We start from the raw sequence: 16,136 nt of genomic DNA on the forward strand, positions 1-16,136 counted from the left end.
GCAATTGATGCTGAAGGAGTCATGTTTCGCGCATAAGAGCGTCGCTGTCCTGTTGGCTTCGGACAGTCCGGCGACCGCGTCTCGCCTTGAGCAAGGCCTGGGCGATACGGCGATGCTGGTTCGTCACGGCCTGGATCCCGCCGGCATTTGCGCCTGCGTACGGGATGAGTCGCCCGATATCGTGTTGCTGGATTTCCAGAACGAAGACGGCGATCCGTCCGGCAGCAAGGCGGCAGCCGCGGCAAGCGCCTTGCAGGAAGCCTGTCCGGATGTTCCCCTGGCCGCCGTGTGCTGCTATCGGCAGCCGCATAGCGCGGTTGCGGCATTGCGCGCTGGCGTCCGGGAGGTCGCCGACCTGGATGATGCGCATGGCTTGCCGCTGTTGATACAGCGCTTGACAGACATCGGCGGACCCAGGCGCCGGCGGAGCGAAGACAAAAGGCGGAGCAGCGTGCTGCTGATGGGTGCGCGCCCCGGCATGGGCGTCAGTACGCTGGCGGTTCATATGGCATCGTTGTGGCAAGAGCGCTTGATGCGCAACCGCTCGCCCGGGGTTCGGTCGGGCTCGCCGGCCCCGGCCGCGGCGGAGGATCTGCCGCTGCGGGACCGAACGGGAATCCTCGACCTGGGCATGCCGGTGGGGGACTGCCTGCTCTACCTGGGCCTGGCTAGCGATTTTCATTTCGTCGATGCGGTGCGTGGCATCCAGAGGCTCGACGACACGCTGTTGCGCTCTGCGCTTGCGCATGATGGCCATGGCGTCAGTGTGCTGGCCTGGCCCAGGGACGTGCAGCAGATCAGCGAGGTTTCCTATACGGATTCATTGCGGCTGTATGAGCGGCTGAAAGAGCATTTCGGCTTGCTGCTGGTGGATGTGGGAGGTTTCTCCAATCCGCAGTTCGTTGCGGCGATGGCGCAATCGGCGGACTCGGCTCTGGTCGTTGCCGACCAGAGCGTCGGCTCGCTGATTTCACTGGCCGAGGTTCTGCGGGATCTTGGCCGCAATGGCATGACGACGGATCGGGTGGGGCTCGTGCTGAATCGCTACGACGAGCGGTACGGCATGTCCGCGAGCCAGGTGGAGCAGCGTTTCGGAACCCCTCTGACGGCAACCCTGCCGGACCGCGCGCTGCAACTGCGCAGCAGCATGAACCAGGGAATGCTGCTTCATGCACAGGCCAGGCGCGATCCCTACGTCCGTGCGGTGGAGCGCCTGATCGACAGTCTGGCGATGGAGCCGGGGCAGGATCCGAAAGCGGGCCAGGGTTGGTGGAAAGGATGGCGGCGCTGAGCCGGAACAATCCATATAGGGAATGCGTACGATGATAATGAACGGTACGGTGCAGTTCGGTGATGAGGGCTTCATGGGGACGCAGCGCTTCCAGGAAATCAAGGCGGCTGCGTATGAGCATTTGCTGTCTCGCATCGAGGAGCTGGGAGCGGAGTTCGGGCGATGGACGCGCGCAGCCATCGAAGAGTTCGTCGGCATCGAGGTCGCGAGCTTTGCGCGTCTGAACCGCATGGCGATCAATGAGGCGGAAATGCAGCAGATTGCCAGCGCATTGACGAAAGAACTGGCGGGACTCGGGCCGCTGGAGGACCTGCTGGAGGACCCCGCCGTGGAGGACGTTCTCATCAACGGTTATGACAATGTCTTTGTGTCGCGGCGAGGCGTGTTGGCGCGCGAATCGCTGCGCTTCTCCGACAACCAGCATGTGCTGCGCATCGTTCGTCGTATTCTTGCGCCGCTGGGACGCAGGCTGGACGAGTCGACGCCGATGGTGGATGCACGGCTGCCGGACGGCGGACGGTTGAACGTCGTCATCGAACCTCTGGCGGTCGACGGCCCCATGGTGTCCATACGCAAGTTCAGGCAGGACCCCCTCAAGCCGTCCGATCTGCTGGCGCTCGGCACTTTCAACGAGGAAATCTCGCGGCTGCTGCAGGCGGCGGTGGAGTGCCGCTGCAATATCCTGATCTCGGGAGGAACGAGTTCGGGCAAGACATCGCTGCTGAATGCGCTCGCATTCTTCATTCCCGAAGCTGAGCGCGTGGTCACCATCGAGGACACCGCGGAGCTGTCGCTCAACCATCCGCATGTCGTCCGGCTCGAGTCCCGGCAGGGCGGCTACGACGGCGCAGGCCATGTCAGCATCCGCGAACTGATCCGCAACAGCTTGCGCATGCGTCCCGATCGCGTCGTCGTGGGGGAGGTGCGCGGCGCCGAAGTCATGGACATGCTGCAGGCCATGAATACAGGCCACGAAGGGTCGATGGCGACCATTCATGCCAATTCGCCGCGCGAATGCCTGTACCGTATCGAGATGCTGGCCGGATTCGCCGGCTACCAGGGCAGTGAAGACAGCCTGCGCAGGCAGATTGCCAGCGCCCTGGATTTCGTGGTGCAGATCGGCCGGCTTTCCAACGGTTCCCGGCGCGTGCTGTCGATTACCGAGGTGACTGGAGTCGGAGATGGCGTGATCTCCACGCAGGAGCTGTACCGGCATGAATCCTGGGTCGATCCCGATGGAAACGACGGCGATCGCTGGGTGGGCCTCGGTGTGCATCCACATACGCCCAAGCTGGCCCGCTCCAAGGCGCAGTTGCGTCCGAATGCGCCATCCGAAGCGGAGCAGGGCGGCGGGTTCTGGGGAAGGAGACGGCAATGACAGGCTTGCTGATTTTGCTCATGCTTATCCTGTTGTTGCTCGCGGGCGCCCTGGTGCTGTGGCAGCATGGCGTGCATCAATCCCGTCAGGCCGCTGCCCGGGCACTGGTCGAACAGCAGCTGGGCTATCGCGCCGGGCAGTCGATGCACGGCGAGGCGGGCGCGGCGTCGGGCGTCGGCCGGACGAGCGCAAGCGCATGGCGTGGTCCGCCCGGCTGGAATAGTCTGCTGCTGTGCGCTGGCGTCGTACCCGCGCCGTCGCTCTATCTGCGCTATGCCTCGGGCGTGGCTGCCCTGGTGCTGCTGGCGGGGCTTGTCTCGGGATGGCTTGCCGCGCTTGTCCTGTTTGCGGCTTCCATGGTCGGCATGTATTTCCTGCTGTGGCTGAAGGCCGAGAAGCGTCGTCGTCGCATGATCCAGCAATTGCCGGAATTCCTGGACAACGTGGTCCGGCTGATGACGATCGGAAACAGCATGGTCGCCGCTTTCCAGGGCGCTTCGTCCAAGACCAGCCAGCCCTTGCTGGAAGTCATGGAAAGAGTTGCCAGCCTTAATCGCTCCGGCAAGGAGCTGGACGTGTCATTGCGCCAGGTATCGCGCCAGTTCCGCCTGCATGAGTTGTACTTGGTGGCTGCCGTCGTCGGCATCGCCTTGCGGTTCGGCGGGCGCAGCGATCAGGTGCTGCAGCGCATGGCGGCGTTCATGAGGGATCTGGCGCAGGCGCGCCAGGAACTGGTGGCGCTGTCGTCGGAGATCAGATTGTCGGCATGGGTGCTGGCTTTGCTGCCGCTGGGGCTTGCGGCTTTCATCCTGACATTCAATACGGATCTGTTCATGAATATGTGGGAAGACCCGGTGGGTTGGAAAATGCTGGTGGGAGCGCTGGCACTGCAGATCGCAGGATCCTACTGGTTGTATCGGCTGGCCAGGCAGATCTAGCGCCAGGCAAGCCAGCGATATCTCGGAGGAAACGAATGATGCAATGGAGTCCCACGCAGCTGTTCGCTCTGGCCATCTGCCTGATGGCGCTGGCGTTGGCATGCATCGGATTGGCGATGGCATGGCGCATCGTGAAGCAGGAGAGGAACCAGCGCGTGGTCGAGCATGCCATGTATGCCAGGGAGGGCGGCGGTGCTTCCGATGCCGCCGAACGGCGGGGATGGGCCGCGATCGTCGCCGCGGCGGCCGGGCTGGGCGCCCGCTGGATTGCGGGACGATTCGGCGCCCTTTTGCTGGAGGAGGAGGACCGCAAGCTGATCGAGGTGGGCGGGTTCGGCAGGACCAGCCTTGCGCGCGGGCTTTTCGTTTTCGCCAGAGTGATCCTGGCGGTGTTTCTGCCGCTGGTGTTCCTGTTGTGGCTGCCGGTCAGGGTATCGGGGAACACGTTGCTGAATCATGCGGTCGTGCTGTTCCTGGGGTTCGGAGGCGGATGGATGCTGCCCAAGATGTATATACGGCGCAGGGCGCGCCATCGCCGGCAGCAGGCGAAGGACGAATTGCCGCTGCTGATCGATTTGCTGCGTCTGCTGCAGAGCGTGGGCCTTTCGATGGACCAGAGCCTGCATGTGATCGTGAATGAATTCCGGGATGTCATGCCGGTGCTGTCCGGGGAGCTCGATGTCGCGGTGCAGGCACATGCGCGAGGCCGTACCAGAGAGCAGTCGCTGCTGCGACTGATGCGGGATTACGAGAACGAGGATATCAGCGCTATCTGCCGGCTCATTGTCCAGGTGGATCAGCATGGCGGGGCGATGCAGGAGCCGTTGCACAACTTCAGCGAGCGCCTGCGCGAACAGCGCAAGATGGACATGAAGGAAAAGACGGGAAAGCTGACCGTCAAGATGACGGGGGTCATGGTGCTGACATTGCTGCCGGCATTGCTGATCGTGACCGGCGGCGCGGGATTTCTGGCAGTCATACGCGGGCTGGCCGGCATGGGTGGAGGATGACATGAGAAGAGCATGGCGCCTGGCGGCGTTGTCGGGGTCGATGGCAATGGGGCTTGCGGGATGCGGCTCGCTGGGCGGCGACAATGCGTGGCGCATCGCCGAGCAGCAGCAGGAGCAGTACGCATTGGCCCAGCGGCATGACGCGGAGCAGATGCGGCGCAATGTCTCGACGCAGCCGGAGTTGATGCTGTCGATGATCCGCGAGATGCAGGCGCAGAAGCGCTACTTCGCATCGCTGGCCTATATCGACGCCTACCTGCAGCAGTTCGGCAGCCAGGGCGATGTCATGGCCATGCGGGCCGATGCCTTGCGCCTGACGGGCCAGACAGAGGAAAGCGCCCGGGCTTATCGTGCCTTGCTCAAGACGCAATATGCCGCCAGAGGCTGGCATGGACTGGGTCTGCTGGCCGGGGCCGCGGGCGATTACGAGGAGGCGGAGCGGCATCTGGAGCAGGCCGTGCGCATTGCGCCGACGCAAGCCGACATGCTGAACGACCTGGCCTATGCGCGGCTGCGCCTGGGCCAGCCCGACAGGGCGCGCTTGCCGCTGGGCAAGGCGGCGGAGCTGGAACCGGGCAATCGCACCATCGTGAGCAATCTGGCGCTGCTGCTGATCCTGCAGGGAGATGCGCTTGGAGCGGCGCAGGTCATGGATAAGGCGGAGCTGGCGCAGGCCACGCGACAGCAGATTCATCGTCTGGCAAACGAAGTGCGCGGAGGGCGGCCGCAGGCGCCGGCTCCGGTCGCGAGGCAATTGCCCTTGCCGAATGTGGCGCCGAGCCAGGGGCGGGTCATGGATTCATTCATGAATCCAGTCGTGGCGCGCAACTGATGGAAGCAGAAAAAAAAGGGAGGTGCAGCATGCAGGAAATGAAACATTGGCATCGATGGTGCCTGGCAGGGTTGGCGGGGCTGGCGATGTCCGCATCGGTATCGGCGCAGCAGAACGCGCGCCTGACGGACAGGCCGGCAGCGATGCCCGCGCAGGCGAATTCTGCCGCATCGCCGCCGGCTGCCGTCCAATCTACCGGGCACCCCGCTGCGCTTCAGATCGAGGCGGATGCCGGGCGCGCCGAAGCGCCTTCCCGCTCCGTTCGGGATACGCCAGCGTCGACGGCGGGAGTATCGGCATGGTGGGATGTGACGCCGATAGGCGCGGAGACCCGCGCATTGATGGCGGCGCAGGCGGCGGGCACGCAGGCGGCGCCCGCTTTGCCGACCCTGGGCGTGACGGCATCCGAGGCATGGGACCGCTACCTGGAAAGCTTTCGCCATCCGGTGCCGGAATGGTTCAAGCAGCACGTGGATGCTGTCGATAAGAGGTGAATGCCATGGACAGGCCTCCTCCCGGAAAACGCGCGAACCGTGCCGCACAGCAAGGCTCCATCGCCGTTGCGATGGCCGGCGTCTTGTTGCTGGGGCTGATCCTGCTGGGATCGGTGCAGATCGGCTATACGGCTTATATCAAGCGGGAGCTGCAGAAAACCGCTGATGCGGCCGCGCTCAGCGGCGTCCAGGTGCTGGGGGCCGGCGATCAGGCCGGATGCGATGCGGCATTGACGGCGGCGCGTATCAACACCGGGCAGAACTTTCCGGGTCTGGCGCAGGGGGATGTGACGGCGGAGTGCGGTATATGGGATCAGGATACGTATCGTTCCATTGTTGCCGAGAAAGCCGACGCGGTGCGCGTATCAATCCGCAGTACGTTTGGCAGCATCGTGCCGTTCGTTTCAGATTCGCAGATATCGGTCGAGGCGGTTGCGTCGCATTCTGAGCCGATCGCGGTGTTCTCCATAGGGCCAAGGCTGGTCGAGTTCAACAACGACTCGGTGGTGGGCGGACTGTTGCATACGCTGGGGCTGGATGTTTCGGCGTTGAGCGTGCTGAGCGAACGCGGCGTACTGGACTCCAGGTTCAAGATGGGTCGCCTGCTGCAGGAATTGGGCCTGGAGCTGGAAGACGTCAATGTGGGTGGCATGGACAGCCTGCTGGATACGCGGATCGGTTTGCAAAACGTGCTGAACGCGGGGTTGCGGGCGGCCAACCAGGAAGAGTTCCTGCATGTGGGGACATCGCTGGTGCAAAGCGTGGAAAGCACTTTGGGAGTATCCGGTCTGGATATCCCACTGGGAGGCGAGAGCGGAGGATTGTTCGGCAAGATAGGAACGCAGAGCCTGGCGGGTGCCTTGAATGCGGATCTTAGGCTGGAAGAGTTCATCGGAACGGCGCTGGCCGTGGCGACGATGGGAAATGCGTTGACACTGGATGTGGATGAGGTGGATCTCGGCTTCCTGAGTGTGCAGGTCGAGTCGGGAATTGTCGAGCCGCCTTCGATCAACATAGGCGGACCGAATACGACCGTTTATAGCGCGCAGGTGCGTACATTCGCCGATATCCGGTTGGACACATCCAAGGTTTTGAACCTGCCGTTTTTGGACCGTGCGTTGAAGTTGACGCTTGACTTGCCGATCACGGTGGATGCGGTGCGGGGGAAAGCGACGTTGCTGGACGGCATGTGTGCTTCTATGGATGAGCAAGGCCGTCCGTTGGCGGAAATCGAGGCGGAGACGACTGCGCTGGGTATTTGCGTAGGAAATCATCCTAATCTGTTTTCTACGGTCGATGGTTGCGAGGCTGGTTTGCAGCCAAAATCGCTGATGAGTTTTCGATTGCTGGGCTCGTCTATTGCCGGTGTGAATACGAAACTGGCCTTCAGCGTTCCGCCTTCCGGATCGGAGCCTGAAAAAAAGCTGTTCCATGCAGGACAGTCGAGGATGATGCCGGAAGAAGGATCAAACCTTCCGCTGGGCGAGGCGGTTTCTAAAGTCATGGATACGGTCTTGGCCTCATTGCTGGTAGGTAGTGCTGGTCAGAGCGGGACCAGTTTGACGGCAGCGGAGAGGAAAAGCGTAGCGCAGGAGTTTTGGGATGCGGCTGATACCGGATGCAATGTGTCGCCGTCCAATAACCGGCAGGCCTATGAGTGTCGCTCGCAAAGACTGCAGCGCGCTTCGGAGTCCATGGAAGACGGCTTGCAAGGACTGCAGGGATTTCTTGGTGGGTTGGGCGGAGATACGCTGAATTTGCTCGGCGACTTGCTGTCATTGGATGTGGGAGGCGTGCTTGGCAGTGTGGGCAACGTCGTGGACAGCACGCTGGGCCTGGTGGGCAATTTGCTGGGGGGCCTGCTTGGCGGTCTTTTCGGAAACAATGATGAATGCGCTGGTCGAACCGGTGTGCTCGGTCTGGCGTATTCCGGCACGGCGGACGGTTGCATTACTAAGCTAAGCAATACGTTGAATCCACCTTCTTCGAATGCGCCTCCAAGTGCTGTATTGGCGGTTCTAGGGCAAGTGTTGGGGCTGCTGTCTCCCGTGCTGGATTCACTGGGGTCCGCTGTAGCTGGCGTGCTGCGCGATATCGCTGGCACGGAGCTCTTGCAATCCGAAGTCCGCCTGATCTCTCTCCAATGCGGCGGCGCCCCGCGTCTGATGCGGTAGCGGTATTTCCAGAATGCAGTTGATTGATAGGTAGGTAATGACTCAAGTTTCCGATCAGGATGATTTCGATCTGTTCGTCTGGGAAGGCAGTTCCGATATCGGGTTGCGCGCGGAGCGCTGCCTGTCGGCTTTCGATGTCAATGTGGTGCGCGTCGATCCGGCGGCCATGCCGTCCTTGCCGCACGATCCGAAGCGCCGGGCCGTGGCGCTGGTTTCCGCCACCGTCATGGGCGGCGCCGGCTTCGCCGGGCACGATTGGCTGAAGGCCAGGGCCATTCCCATCATCTGGGTGGCTTCCGAAGATCGCGGGCATGACCCACGCTTTTATCCGCCGGCCTATTCGCATACCTTGCCGTTGTCGTTCACTTGTGCGGAACTGCGTGGCATGGCGTTGCGGCTGGCCGGCGTGGCGGGAGCGCAGGCAGCGGAAAAGCCTGCCGCGCGGCAGGCGTCTCCCCTGGTGGCAGTATCGGATGTCATGAAAGCCTTGCTGGAAGAGGCCGAGATGTACGCCGATTGCAGCGTCAACGTCCTGATCCATGGAGAGACGGGCGTCGGCAAGGAGCGTGTGGCGCGTCTTTTGCACGAGCGCTCGGCCTGGGCCGACGGGCCTTTCGTCGCGGTGAACTGCGGGGCTGTGCCGGAAGGGCTGTTCGAGGCGCATTTCTTCGGGCACGCGAAAGGCGCATTCACCGGCGCGGTCGGCACGCACAAAGGCTATTTCGAGCAGGCCGACGGCGGCACCCTGTTCCTGGACGAGATCGGCGACCTGCCCCTTTACCAGCAGGTGAAGCTGTTGCGCGTCCTGGAGCAGAGCACGATTACCCGTCTGGGCTCGACGGCGGAAATCCCGGTGCGTTTTCGCCTGGTATCGGCGACCAATCGCGATTTGCGCGAGGAAGTTGCTCGGGAAAGATTCCGCGCCGACCTGTATTTCCGTCTGGCCGTGATCGAACTGGAGGTTCCCAGCCTGGAAGAACGCGGCGCGGCGGAAAAAGCCGCCATTTTTCGCGCGCTGCTGGCGCGCGACCTGCCTGCGGAGGCACAGGAAGCGCCCGACTGGCTGATCGCGCGGATATCCGCCATGTACTTCTCCGGCAATGTGCGCGAACTGGCGAACCTGGCGGAACGCATTGGCATCGTCTGGCGCCTGTCCGGGCAGTGGCATCGGGAAAGGATCGAGCGCGTGCTAGACAGGGCGGGCGATGTGCGCCTGCCCTCCGCAGGTCGGAAACCGGCGCAAGAGGAAGCGTTCGATGCGAGCCGCCTGTCGGAAGGCGATTGGCAGGAGCGCATCCGCATCGAAGAGGTACTGCGCCGGCATGGCTGGCGCCGCCAGGATACGGCTGCTTCGCTGGGGATCAGCCGCAAGGTGCTTTGGGAAAAAATGCGCAAGCTGGGGATTACCGCCCCGGCGGAGGCGGCGCAATGACGGCTGTCGCGCACGCCCGGGCTGGAAGATCCATCAAGTTTGCAATTCGTCATATCAAAATTGAACCAACAAGGAAACAGAGCATGTCTATCGTTTTTCAACGCAGCATTTCCCGCATGGCGCTAACCATGCTGGCGAGCGCCATGGCGTCCGGGTGCGCGAGCGCGCAATTCGGCAGTAAGGCACAGGCGGAAACGCCCGAGCCGACGGTTGTCCGGTCCGAGCGCGATGCCCGGGCCGACGCGGAGGCAGTGACGCCGCCCATGGCGTCGGTGCAGACGCAGCCCAACAGTACCGTAGGAGAGCTGCGGGCGCTGATACAGAACCGCCAGGTCGATGAAATGCGCACGAGCTACAACGGGACTTATGGCGCCAGCCTGCTGTTCCAGCCGGAAACGCTGACATATTTCGTGGCCCTGTTCCAGCAAAAGGATTTCTGGCGGGTCGTGAAAACGGACCAGCATGCGCAGGCGGAACAGCTGTATCGGCGTTTCAGCGAAGAAACCCGGGCGTTGGCGGAAGAGGAGTTGCGCGGTGTCAGGCTGCAGGCGGAATATGCCTATACCGAGCGCCAGCTGGGACAGCGCGCAGCCGAACTGGCGACGCTGCAGAACGATCTGCAGACCCAGCAGCGGCAGGAAAGCGTCGTGGCTGCGCGCAGGCAGCAGGCAAAAGCCCAGGCTGAACAGCTTGCGCAGCAGCAGCGCGAGGCGCGCCAGCAACTGCAGGCCTTGCAGCGCCAGATCCGTTCGATCGAAGAGCAGCAGGCTGCGCTCGGACAGAGCAGGCAGGCCAAGCCTGCTCAGGGAGGTAAAAAGACGTTGCCGCCAAAGTGAGGCCAGACGGCGGCCGCCGGTACGTTAGAACTGGCGGCTGAGCGTCACGCTGCCGAAGACCGGAGTTTCTTTCTGCCCCCTGAATTCCCGGGTACGGTGGTAGCGCGCGATCGTCAGTTTCCATTCGTTGTAGGAAAGGCTCAGACCGTAGCCGATGTCGGCCACGAAGGGGCGCTTGCTCACACTATGGCTGTCGCGGAATGTGTTGCCATCGAGCGTGATGTCGCGCAGCACCGCCTTACCGTTGATGGAGGCGAACAGATGGCCGGACCAGCCGCTGTTTTTGCTGTAGGTGCGCGGCGGCGCGGTGTTCTCGCCGGCAAGGCGCAGCGGAGTACTGCCGAAATCGTCGGGCAGCCTGAAGCCATAGCGGATTTCGCCGCCCAGGTTGGCGTAGGTGGCCAGATTGCCCACGCCTGCGCCCCAGTGCCCGATGGCGTCCCAGCCCCAGGCGCCGCGCTGCGAGGACCCTGGGAATCGATGCATGCGTTCGTGGGCGAGCAGGAATACCGGCTCGTTGTGCAACTGGTTGTCCCAGCCATGGAACTTGTGGCTGCCCGTGATCTTGTGCACGCCGTGCTGTATGGGCTTGCCCAGGGCTGCAGGACCGATGATGCCGACGCTCAGGTGCGTGGCGTGCAGGGTGTCGCCCGAACGGGCGTTGAAGCCGAAGCTGGCCAGCAGGGCGGCGGCGTAGGGCCTGTCGTCTTCGATGAGGTCGCTACGGGAATAGTCCAGCGGCGTGAACAGGGCGTGGGCGAAGGATACGACCATGTTCTGCTGCTCGAAGCCCTGTGGATGCAGCCAGGTGAGGTAGCTGTTGACTGCGCGGGCGGAGGCCGGCAGGCAGGGATCCTGGGTATAGCTGGCCAGATTGGGGGACATCCAGCTCAGCTTCACGCCGTTGGTGTATCCCTGATCCTGGCCGTTGGCTCCGAACATGTCGTTGTCGACCCGCAGGCTCAGCGTGGACGGCGCCCGTTCATAGGCGCTGTCGCCGTTGCAGATGCCGGATGCCGCCACTGACGCCGTGCCGTGCAATGCAAGCAGTCCGGCGATGCCGAGCATGGCCAGGCGGTTTGCATTGCGGGGGTGACGAGGGAACTGCACACACAACCTTGTCTGGTTCGTCATGAACACTCTCTTGTTGCCTGATTATTCCATTTCCAGATCAAACGTGCACTTTGTCGGCTTCGCTTGCCTTACGCTTGTAATGTCTGCGCTTCGCCTTCGTGTTCACGCTTGATCTGGAAATGGAATTATTTGCCGCTAGGCCGTCTGAAACAAGGATAGTGCAAGACTCGATGCTTCGCCAGTGCGGCGCGCTGTTTACAACAGTGCGCCGCGTAACGGTTTGCTAAAGGCGTTTCCCGCCGGCTCCGCCGCGTAAGCGCAGGCAAGGAAATGCAAGTCTCGCCTCAGGCGCGGAACCAGTTCAGGACGCTGTCTAGCGGGCTGACGTTCAGCGCGTACCGGGCCTGCGCGCGCACGACAGGCTTGGCGCGATAGGCGATGGAGTAGTGGGCGTGCGACATCATCTCCAGGTCGTTCGCGCCGTCGCCCAGGGCCAGTATCTGGCGCGGCGCGGCATCGACGGCATCCGCCATCGCCTTGACGGCGCGCGCCTTGGCCGCGCCGTCGACGATTTCGCCCAGCACCCGGCCCGTCAGCTTGCCGTCGACGATTTCCAGGGTGTTGGCGCGCGTTTCGTCCAGGCCCAGGCGCTCCTGGAGGCGTTGTGTGAAGAACGTGAATCCGCCGGAAACCAGCAAGGTCCTGATGCCCGCGCGTTTCGTGGTCTGGATCAGGTTTTCGGCGCCGGGATTCAGTTGCAGGCGTTCCTGGTAGACGCGCTCCAGCGCTTCGACACCCACGCCTTCCAGCAGGGAGACGCGGCGGCGCAGGCTTTCCGAGAAGTCCTTGATTTCGCCGCGCATGGCGGCCTCGGTAATGGCGGCGACCTGCGCCTTGCGTCCGGCCATGTCGGCGATTTCATCGATGCATTCGATATTGATGAGCGTCGAGTCCATATCGCTGGCCAGCACCTTGCAGTCGGTCAGGCGGTCGATCTGGTCCAGGAATGCATGGTCTATCCCCAGCGATTCGCACAGCGCGGCGACTTCCGCCCGTGCGGCGGCGTCGACATCGATCAGCCTGACCGTGGTCTGGTTGAGATTCTGGATGCCGCCGGCCTGGGCGATGGCGGCTATCTTTTCGGTGTCCGGGGCGCGCAGGTCGGGCGCCTGCAGGATGAGTTGTGTCATGATTGTTTGCGGAAAGCCTCAGGAAAGAGCGCGCAGAATGGCGCGAATGGCATCGATGCGGGCATCCAGGGTCTTGGCCTTGCCCAGGTCGATTTTAAGTTTTTCCGGACCGGCAAGCTTGACCTCGCGCTGAGTCTGCACCAGCTGGATGATGCGGATCGGCTCGACATTGGGCTTGTTGCTGAATTGCAGCGTGGCCTGCTGTTCGTTGGCATCGATCTTGACGATGCCCATGGGCTCCGCCTGGATGCGCAGCCGGTGCGTGGTCAGCAGCGTCCTGGCCGGCTCCGGCAGCTTGCCGTAGCGGTCGATGAGCTCTTCCTGGATGATGATGAGATCGTCTTCGCTGCGCGCGTGCGCCAGCCGCTTGTACAGGCCCAGGCGGGCGTGGACGTCGGGGCAGTAGTCCGCCGGCAGCAGGGCCGGGCTGTGCAGGTTGACTTCGCACAGCATGTCGAAAGGGGAGTCCAGGTCGGGCTCTTCGCCGGACTTCAGCGCGCGTACCGCGGCGTTGAGCATCTCGGAATACATCGAGAAGCCGATCTCCTGGATGTTGCCCGACTGGGAGTCGCCCAGAACTTCGCCCGCGCCGCGGATTTCCAGGTCGTGCATGGCCAGGTAGAACCCGGCGCCCAGGTCTTCCATGGACTGGATGGCCTCCAGGCGCTTTTTCGCGTTGCTGGTGATGGCATCTTCGCCGGGCGTCAGCAGGTAGGCGTAGGCCTGGTGGTGAGAGCGTCCGACGCGGCCGCGCAGCTGGTGCAGCTGCGCCAGGCCCAGGCGGTCCGCCCGATGGATGACGATGGTATTGGCCGTCGGCACGTCGATGCCGGTTTCGATGATGGTCGTGCACAGCAGCACGTTGTAGCGCTGCTGGTAGAAGCCCTTCATCACCTGTTCCAGCTCGCGCTCGGGCATCTGGCCGTGCGCGACGGCGATACGGGCTTCCGGCACCAGCTCTTCCAGGCGCGCGCGGCGATTCTGGATGGTTTCGACTTCGTTGTGCAGGAAGTACACCTGGCCGCCGCGCTTGAGCTCGCGCAGCAGGGCTTCGCGGATGGTGCTGCCGTCCTCGCGCCGCACGAAGGTCTTGATGGCGAGGCGCTTCTGCGGCGCGGTGGCGATGACGGAAAAATCGCGTATGCCTTCCAGCGACATGCCCAGGGTGCGCGGAATGGGCGTGGCCGTCAGCGTCAGCACGTCGACTTCGGCGCGCAGGGCCTTGAGCGCCTCTTTCTGCTTCACGCCGAAGCGGTGTTCCTCGTCGATGATGACCAGGCCGAGCCGCTTGAACTTCACTTCCTTGGACAGAATCTTGTGCGTGCCGATCACGATGTCGATGCTGCCGTCGTTCAGTCCCTTGATGGCGGCCGCGGTTTCCTTGGCGGAGCGGAAGCGCGACATTTCCACGATGCGCACGGGCCAGTCGGCGAAGCGGTCGGCAAAGGTCTGCGCATGCTGTTCGGCCAGCAGGGTCGTGGGGCACAGCAGCGCGACCTGCTTGCCGTCCATGGCGGCGATGAAGGCGGCGCGCAGGGCGACCTCGGTCTTGCCGAAGCCCACGTCGCCGCAAACCAGACGGTCCATGGGGCGGCCCGACGTCATGTCGCCGATGACGGCCTCGATGGCGGAAGCCTGGTCGGGTGTTTCCTCGAAACCGAAGCCCTCGGCGAACGCTTGGTAGTCGGCCGCCGAGAGCTTGAAGTGATGGCCTGCGCGGGCGGCGCGCTGCGCGTAAAGCGCCAGCAGTTCGGCGGCGGCGTCGCGCGCCTGTTTCGCCGCCTTGCGCCGCGCTTTGTCCCATTGCCCGGACCCCAGTTGGTGCAGCGGCGCCTGCTCGGGGTTGGCGCCGCTGTAGCGCGCGATGACGTGCAGTTGCGCGACCGGCACATAGAGCGTGGCGCCGCCCGAGTATTCCAGGTGCAGGAATTCCATCCGGCCTTCGCCCAGATCCATTTCGACCAGGCCGTGGTAGCGCCCGATGCCGTGCTGGGCGTGGACGACGGGGTCGCCTTCTCGCAGCTCGGACAGGTCGCGGATCATGGCCTCGACGTCGCTGTTCTGTTCCTGTGCGCGGCGGCCACGCTTGCCGCGCGACGCCTGGTGCGGGTACAGGTCGTTTTCCGTCAGCAGGAGCAGGCCCGCATCGGCCAGTCCGAAGCCGCTGTCCAGCGCGGCGATGACCAGGGCGAAGCGGCCTTGGCCTTCCAGGAATTCATGCAGCGACGTGGTGTGCGTATCGGGAGCCAGGCCGAATTCGGCCAGCATCTGCAGCAGGGTTTCCCGGCGGCCGGCGGAGTCCGTGCAAAGCGCGATGCGCAGCGGAGACGACTGCAGCAGGTGGCGCAGGCGGTGCACGGGATCGTTCGCACGGCGGTCCACCGAGATATCCGGCAGCGGCAGGAAGCCCGGATGAGCGTCTTGCGGCGTCAATGCAAGCCGGGCGAAATCCTTCAGGCGCGAATGCAGGGTTTCCGCATCCAGGAACAGGGTATCGGGCGGCAGTACAGGACGTTCGCGGTCGCTTTTCAGGAACTGGTAGCGACCGTAGGTATCCTGGTGAAAGCGTTCGATGGCTGCCTGGATGTCGCCGATCGTGACAGCGATGGTGTCTTCCGGCAGGTAGTCGAACAGCGTGGCCGTGTGCTCGAAGAACAGCGGCAGGTAGTACTCGACGCCGGCAAAGGCGATGCCGTTGCCGATGTCCTTGTAGGGCAGGGCGCGCGAAGGGTCGCCTTCGAACAGCTCGCGAAAGCGCGAGCGGAACTGGTTGCGCGCCTCCTGGTCCATGGGAAATTCGCGGCCCGGCAGGAGCTGGATGTCCTTGACCGGATACAGGCTGCGCTGGGTATCCACGTCGAAACTGCGGATGGTTTCGATCTCGTCGTCGAACAGGTCGATACGGTAGGGAAGCACGGATCCCATGGGGAACAGGTCGATCAGGCTGCCGCGGATGCTGAATTCGCCGGGCGCCGTCACCTGTGTGACGTGCGTGTAGTTTGCCAGTGTCAGCTGGCGCCGCAGCGCGGCTTCATCCAGCTTGTCTCCCTGGCGGAACGAAAAAGTGTAGGCCGCCAGGAATTCGGGCGGAGCCAGCCGGTACAGCGCCGTCGTGACAGGGACTGTCAGGATGTCGACATCCTCGTGCGTCAGCGCATGCAGCGTGCGCAGGCGCTCGGAGATCAGGTCCTGGTGAGGTGAGAAACTGTCGTAGGGCAGGGTTTCCCAGTCGGGAAAAGGGCGCACGCGCAGCGCCGGGTCCAGCAAGGCGATCTCATCCGTCAGGCGCTGCGCCGACAGCGGCTCGGCCGTCAGGACCAGCAGCGTGGCGCGGCTCTGGCGGGCAAGATCGGCCAGCATCCAGGCATCGCCGGAGCCGGGAGGCTGGGGAACGGTGTAGCGTTGTCCGGGTTTGAGCGCGGCCAGGATGCGCTGCGCGGAATGCGGGGGAGGCGTGTCTTTCGTCATGAGGGCTGCATTATAAAAT

General features: G+C 63.5%; 12 protein-coding genes. 9 read left to right on the plus strand and 3 right to left on the minus strand.

Annotated features, from left to right (window positions below):
- The first annotated feature begins 7 nt into the window (after window positions 1-7).
- From EV686_RS07970 to EV686_RS08010, 9 genes are all read left to right on the plus strand, one after another.
- The gene (locus tag EV686_RS07970) at window positions 8-1,291 is read left to right on the plus strand and encodes a P-loop NTPase family protein (RefSeq protein ID WP_132475327.1); all 1,284 of its coding nucleotides are present in this window, start codon (window positions 8-10) and stop codon (window positions 1,289-1,291) included.
- Window positions 1,292-1,322: 31 nt separating this feature from the next.
- Window positions 1,323-2,669 carry a TadA family conjugal transfer-associated ATPase gene (locus EV686_RS07975; RefSeq protein ID WP_132476029.1) on the plus strand — a complete coding sequence of 449 codons (1,347 nt, stop codon included), beginning with the start codon at window positions 1,323-1,325 and terminating at the stop codon, window positions 2,667-2,669.
- A complete protein-coding gene (locus EV686_RS07980; RefSeq protein ID WP_132475330.1) occupies window positions 2,666-3,607 on the plus strand; it encodes a type II secretion system F family protein in 942 nt (313 codons plus the stop codon). The genes EV686_RS07975 and EV686_RS07980 overlap by 4 nt, the downstream gene beginning before the upstream one ends.
- 35 nt (window positions 3,608-3,642) lie before the next feature.
- Window positions 3,643-4,617 (plus strand): type II secretion system F family protein, encoded by a 975-nt coding sequence (locus EV686_RS07985; protein WP_132475333.1) that lies wholly within the window; start codon window positions 3,643-3,645, stop codon window positions 4,615-4,617.
- Window position 4,618: 1 nt separating this feature from the next.
- Complete coding sequence (locus EV686_RS07990) at window positions 4,619-5,449, plus strand: tetratricopeptide repeat protein (protein ID WP_132475336.1); 831 nt, start codon at window positions 4,619-4,621, stop codon at window positions 5,447-5,449.
- Between the two features lie 29 nt (window positions 5,450-5,478).
- On the plus strand, window positions 5,479-5,943 hold the full coding sequence (locus EV686_RS07995; protein WP_243650795.1) for a DUF3613 domain-containing protein: 465 nt from the start codon (window positions 5,479-5,481) through the stop codon (window positions 5,941-5,943).
- Window positions 5,944-5,948: 5 nt separating this feature from the next.
- Complete coding sequence (locus EV686_RS08000; RefSeq protein WP_132475339.1) at window positions 5,949-8,117, plus strand: pilus assembly protein TadG-related protein; 2,169 nt, start codon at window positions 5,949-5,951, stop codon at window positions 8,115-8,117.
- A 37-nt stretch (window positions 8,118-8,154) separates the two neighbouring features.
- On the plus strand, window positions 8,155-9,549 hold the full coding sequence (locus EV686_RS08005) for a sigma 54-interacting transcriptional regulator (RefSeq protein WP_132475342.1): 1,395 nt from the start codon (window positions 8,155-8,157) through the stop codon (window positions 9,547-9,549).
- Window positions 9,550-9,632: 83 nt separating this feature from the next.
- Window positions 9,633-10,385, plus strand: coding sequence for a DUF2968 domain-containing protein (locus tag EV686_RS08010; RefSeq protein ID WP_132475345.1), 753 nt, complete (start codon window positions 9,633-9,635; stop codon window positions 10,383-10,385).
- A gap of 24 nt (window positions 10,386-10,409) precedes the next feature.
- On the opposite strand, the gene EV686_RS08015 is transcribed toward EV686_RS08010, so the two are convergent.
- The 3 genes from EV686_RS08015 to mfd all read right to left on the minus strand — a co-directional run bounded on the left by EV686_RS08015 (window position 10,410) and on the right by mfd (window position 16,117).
- The gene (locus EV686_RS08015; protein ID WP_207901717.1) at window positions 10,410-11,519 is read right to left on the minus strand and encodes a lipid A deacylase LpxR family protein; all 1,110 of its coding nucleotides are present in this window, start codon (window positions 11,517-11,519) and stop codon (window positions 10,410-10,412) included.
- 284 nt (window positions 11,520-11,803) lie between these two features.
- Window positions 11,804-12,649 (minus strand): phosphoserine phosphatase SerB, encoded by an 846-nt coding sequence (serB, locus tag EV686_RS08020; RefSeq protein ID WP_132475348.1) that lies wholly within the window; start codon window positions 12,647-12,649, stop codon window positions 11,804-11,806.
- A gap of 18 nt (window positions 12,650-12,667) precedes the next feature.
- Window positions 12,668-16,117 (minus strand): transcription-repair coupling factor, encoded by a 3,450-nt coding sequence (mfd, locus tag EV686_RS08025; protein WP_132475351.1) that lies wholly within the window; start codon window positions 16,115-16,117, stop codon window positions 12,668-12,670.
- Window positions 16,118-16,136: the final 19 nt, after the last annotated feature.

Origin of the sequence: Paracandidimonas soli (assembly GCF_004342005.1) — a bacterium.
Taxonomy (GTDB): domain Bacteria; phylum Pseudomonadota; class Gammaproteobacteria; order Burkholderiales; family Burkholderiaceae_B; genus Paracandidimonas; species Paracandidimonas soli.